1 protein-coding gene is annotated in these 4,280 nt (G+C 66.5%); it reads left to right on the forward strand.

All coding sequences use genetic code 11. The features are described from left to right. The first annotated feature begins 375 nt into the window (after positions 1 to 375). Positions 376 to 2,754, forward strand: a complete 2,379-nt coding sequence (locus GY812_16960) for a DDE-type integrase/transposase/recombinase (GenBank protein ID MCP4437175.1) — start codon at positions 376 to 378, stop codon at positions 2,752 to 2,754. The last annotated feature ends 1,526 nt before the right edge of the window (positions 2,755 to 4,280 follow it).

The following is a 4,280-nucleotide window of genomic DNA, read 5'->3' on the forward strand; positions in this document are numbered from 1 at the left end:
CTTGTGCACGGCAGAGAGGTCGCGGAGGCGGCGCGGACGGAGCCGGCGGCGGCGGCGGCGCAGGTGTATGCGGCGACGGCGGTTCGCACAGAGGATGCGCGCGAGGAGCGACCACCACCAGTGGACGCGGCGTTGCGGTGCCAAGGGCTTGTGCGGGCAGCGCATCTGTACGACTTGCTCGAGGCGCAGTGGGAGGCGCCGGAGACTGCTTGGATACTGGAGCGGCTGGTGTTCGGGACGGTCGCCGAGGCGGCTCCAGGTGAACTTACGCCTCAACAGGCGGCGCTCCTGGAGACGCATCGGCAGGCGGAGAGTGGGCTGCTGCTGCGGCACACCGCAGGCGGCTGGCGCGCGGCGGTGCCCGAGGACAGCCGGGTGCGCAACAGGGTAGCGCGGGCGTGGCAGGCGCTGAGCGAGGAGGGCAGCATCATGGAGCGCTTCTCGTTCGCGGCCTCGGAAGCAGTGAGCGTGCCTCAGCATAGTGAGGCAGGTGTGTATGTGGGACAGGAGAGCGAGGCGCACGTGCCGCTCACGAGGGCCGAGATCCGGGAGGCGCAGTGGGCGCATCCTGGCACGGCTCAGATAATGGAGCTCTTGGTGCACGGCTCGGTCGCGGAGGCGCAGCCTGAGCAGACGACGGCGGCGCAGGCGAAGGCGATGGACATGCATCGGCTCGACACCGACGGCTTGCTCTTGCGGGTCACGCCAAAGGGGTCGCGCATAGTCGTGCCGCCAGCGCTGAGGGCGAGGGTCTTCAGGCAGTGCCACGACGTGCCGGGGCACTTCGGCGTCAACAAGAGCATGAAGCACCTGACAAGGCTGTTCGCATGGGCGGGCGAGAAGCAGATGCGGGGCGAGCTCAGCGACTACGTCCGCACCTGCGACCCGTGTCAGCGCTCGAACATACATCACCACTCGGCTGGGCGCGCTTCGCTGGCCCAGCACGGCGAGGGGCCGTGCCAGGTCTGGGCGATCGACGAGTGGGCGGCGGGGTTGCAGTCGGACGGGTACAGCGGGCTGCTGAACTTCATGTGCCTGTTCTCACACCTGGTGGTGGCGGAGCCGGTCACGGAGCACCTCACGTCGGCGGAGGTGTGTCGCATAATGGTGGACCGGGTCATCAACGTGTACGGCATACCGGAGGCAGTGCGGAGCGACGCGGCGGCGGTGCTGACGTCGGCGCTGGTGCAGGACTTCTACGACGTGTACCAGATCGCTATGCAGGACGCGACGGCGTACACGCATCGGTCGATTGGTAGCCTGGAGCGCTTCCACTCGGTGCTCAAGAAGCTGGTGATGGCGCGTCGCATACAGAGCGGCGACGACAACTGGACAGCGTACATCGGACACGTGGTGTACGCGTATAACAACACGGTGTGCGCCACGGGGTATACGCCCTTCTTCGTCGTGTTCGGGCGCGATGGCGGGCTGCCCATCGACGCGGCGATGCGCACGGCGCTGCAGGTGGAGCAGAGCGGGCTGCCGGAGTACGTGCAGAAGCTGCTGGAACAGCTGCACGTGGTCTGGGACGCGCAGTCACAAGCGTTGCTGCGCAACTCGCTGAAGGCGTACAAGAAGATGAACTTGAAGTACGACGTGAACGAGGAGATCCGGGTCGGCGACTTGGTGCTCTTGAAGAAGGGCACCGCGGTGGACAACTTGAAGACGCACCCGAAGGCCGTGGAGGTGAGCGACGGGCCTTTCAGGGTCCTCGGCTTGCTCAAGGGCGGGCGCGTGCGACTCGGAGACCTCGGCGTCCGACGAATCCGGGAAGAGGTCGACGAGAAGCGCTTGACGCGGTACCACCAGCGGCTCACGAGCGAGGAGTTCGAGCGCGGCCAGCACAAGCTCGAGCGGCGCTGGGCGGTCGAGGCTCTTGTGGGGCATCGAGTGCGCGGCGGCGACATCGAGTACGCGGTGCGGTGGCTGGGGTTCGACAGGCAGTACGATAAGTACATGGCCAGGGATCAGCTTCAGGACGTCTGGGAGTTGGTGAGAGCCTATGAGCGGCGGCACGACCTGGGCTCACGGGCGCTCAAGTCGCTCGAGCGCGAGTCGCGCGAGGTGCCGGACGAGCTGCCACCGGTGGACGAGCAGGCGCGACGGCGCCCGCACTTCAGGCCCACGGACCCACAGCGGCGGCGGGAGCAGCGGGCGCGCGAGGCGCGCGACGAGGCAGGAGCCACGGCAGCGGCGGGCGCGGAGGCATCGACGCCCGAGCCGGTAGCAGCCGAGCCCGAGCCTGAGCTCGAGCAGGCAGCAGCAGCAACAACGGACGCGGACGAGCGGGAGCGGTCGACGCAGGCGCGCGAGGACGAGGCGCAGCAGCGCATCGAGCGGCGGGAGGAAGCGCGGCGCGCGCAGCTCGAGGCCGCGCAGAGGCGGCGCGAGGAGCAGGCGGCGAAGCGCCGCGCGAGGCAGGCAGCAGAAGGCGAGGCGCCACTGGCGCTGCTCGGCGAGACCATGGAGGGCGACGTGCAGCTGCAGGCGGCAACGGGCGCACCCGTCACCATCAGCAAGAAGGTGGCGTGCATGGCAGGGACACTGAAGGCCATGCTCATGGGCGTGAGCAAGGTCGAGGGCGCCGACGAGACGTTGATCGGGCTGCCCGAGATCGAGGAGCACCACTTGGCGCGGGCTGTGGAGTACATGCACTTCAAGCTGGCGAAGCAAGGTGGGGCGACACGGCTGTTCGCCGTGGATGGCGAGCAGGCGGTGGCGCTCTTCAGGGTGGCAAATTACTTGGACTTGTAGTCAGGCGACGCGACGACAGCAGCGGCGCCAGGCGAGAAGACCGACCACGAGCACGGCGAGCAGTCGGGCGAAGACGATGAACAACAAGGACAACGAGGCAAGAACGAGATGACGGGCGACGGCTAGCGCGGCCGACGACAGCCCGATGGGCGCATGATGGGGGTGATAGCGATAGCGATTGTGTGTGTGTGTCGAGCATGGTGAACAATGTGACGGTGACTTTGGCGTGCGACGGGTATGATGGCCCGGTGGCCTCGCACGCGCACGACTCCTTGCGCATGGGCCACGCGCGGGAGTACGGCGAAACGGCGCAAACAACAACGGTAACAAGTCCAGATGGAGCACGACCGACGCATCGGTGGTGCGCGCCCTAGGGGCGCCTGGACGCGCGGCTTGGATGCGACGTCAACATCAAGGGCACGAGGCGCATCAGGGCTGTGGCGGCGCGAGGACCGCTGCAGCGCGCAGGTGTGATGAGAGCGAGTGCGGGCGCTCGAGCACAGGCGCACGCGGCGCTGAGGGCGAACGAGAACGACGAGAATGCGGAGTGGGCGCCGGCGAGAGCGTACCACAGGGACACCAGGAGGACGAGATCGAGACGAGAGCGCGGACATGGACATGGACGCGGACACGGAGCGGAACGACATGCACTTCCCGAGCGGGTTGAGGTGTGCCTGACCAGCACACGCGAGACCGAGGCGCGAGGGCGACGAGATGACGGAGTACGTGGAGAGCGGTGCTTTCACCGCGAGCGAGCTCCTGAAGTAGGTCAGAGTGTATGGAGTAGAGCGACGGGACGCAGACCAGGGACCAGGAACCAGCGAAGCAGCATAGTGATGTGAGGGGGCGGCCTCTCGGGGCACATGCCCATAGCGGTGGCGGAAGGCCTACCGGCCTTTGGGCCCAGACGACAGGCATAGACGCGGGTAGTGAGCCAGCTCCCGGGGGGAGCAGGCTCCTAGGCCAGTAGATGCATGTGACCGCATGTGACCGGGGGGTCGCGAGGCGGTTGCGGAGTGGTGGCGGAGGGCCTACCGGCCCTTGGGGCCGAACGGCAGGCATAGACGCGGACAGTGAGCCAGTACCCGGGAGTGTGGGAGCGGGCTCCTAGGTTAGTAGATGCATGTGGCCCGGGGATCGTGAGTCGGTTACGGGCCGGGTTTCGGGAACTGACCCGAACCGGGTTTCGGGAATCTGACCCGAACTCTCAGGTTCATTGTGATTCGTTGCGATTCGGGGCGAGCCGTTGGCAGTTCGTTATTTTCCATTGGCAGTTCGTTATTTTCCGTGTTTGGTAGAATGACGTTACCCTGTGGGACCGGCTGGCTTCGCGTGCCTGTTTGGCGTCGGGAAGGAGAGATCGTGGTAGCGTGGCTTGTTGCTAAAGCTTACGTTACAAACAGTGACCAAGGGGACAATGGAGGGACACCAGGGGACCCCGGACCTGCCACAAACAGGTCCAGGCGTACCTACGCGCAACACCACGCTGTGCACTGATGTGCTCACTCAGCTAGCAGACGGGACTC

Source organism: Actinomycetes bacterium, assembly GCA_024222295.1.
In the GTDB taxonomy this organism is placed as follows: Bacteria; Actinomycetota; Acidimicrobiia; order Acidimicrobiales; family Microtrichaceae; genus JAAEPF01.